This is a genomic window from Psychrobacillus insolitus, from assembly GCF_003254155.1.
GTDB classification, from domain to species: Bacteria; Bacillota; Bacilli; order Bacillales_A; family Planococcaceae; genus Psychrobacillus; species Psychrobacillus insolitus.
In genome coordinates this window covers 1-1,054 of record NZ_QKZI01000033.1, presented here as the reverse complement: position 1 = coordinate 1,054, position 1,054 = coordinate 1, and the positions used below count along the sequence as shown (strand labels likewise).

Annotated in this window: 1 protein-coding gene; it reads left to right on the top strand. The window is 37.3% G+C overall.

Going from position 1 to position 1,054, the window contains the following annotated elements:
• Positions 1-1,044 (top strand): cell wall-binding repeat-containing protein (locus C7437_RS16790; RefSeq protein WP_211310046.1); only part of this gene is annotated, 1,044 nt, incomplete at its 5' end.
• Positions 1,045-1,054: the final 10 nt, after the last annotated feature.

The window sequence follows — 1,054 nt, the reverse complement described above, 5'->3', positions numbered from 1 at the left end:
ATAGAAGTGAAGAAACTAAATCAAGTGATTGGAACAATTACTACTGATGTGAATGGAAACTTTAAGGTTGAAATTCCTGTTCAAACAGTCGGAACAACCTTAGTAATCACGGCTACTGATGGAGCTGGAAATAAAAGTGAAGAAACACGTGTAATTGTGGAAAAATATATCCCAAGTGAAGTCAAAAGAATTTCTGGTGTAGATCGATACCTAACAGCAACTTCAATTGCAAAAACAGGTTGGGAAAAATCGGATGTAGTAGTCTTAGCGACAGGGATTGATTTTCCTGATGCATTAGCAGGTGGACCACTTGCATATATGCATAATGCACCCATCTTATTGACCCAACCAACGAAATTAAATGCAGATACAAAATCAGAGATTATTCGTTTGAAAGCTAAAAAAGTCATAATTCTTGGTAGCACGGGAGCTGTATCAGCGGGCATTGAAAAGGAATTGAAAGCTATGGGGCTTTCTGTTGAACGTATTGGAGGCGAAAACCGTTTTGAAACGGCAGCACTAATTGCGAAAAAGTTACCTTCCTCGAAGGTAGTCATATCAAATGGATTTAATTTTCCAGATGTTCTATCTGTATCGGCCTATGCTTCCAAAAATGGTATTCCAATATTATTGACACGAACAGATAAGTTGCCAGAAGAAACAAAACAAGGTTTAGTAGGTAAAACATCAAGCATTATCGTTGGTAGTACCGGAGTTGTCAGCAATCAAGTGCAAGGAGAATTACCATCACCTAAACGTTACGGAGGACTTGATCGCTATTCAACCGCTTCAGAAGTAGTGAAAAACTTAGAAATGGGAACTGAGATTGCTTATGTGGCTATAGGCACTAATTTCCCGGATGCATTAGCTGGATCTGTTTTAGCAGCGAAAAATAATGCAAACATTTTATTGGTAAAAGCTAATACAATTCCTGATGCAACGAAAATCCACTTAAAGAACTTTGAGGATTTTGCTATTTTTGGAGGTAGTGGTGTAGTTTCCGACAAAATTAAGCAAGAACTTTATGATTCTCTTTTACAATAAGTAATTAGTA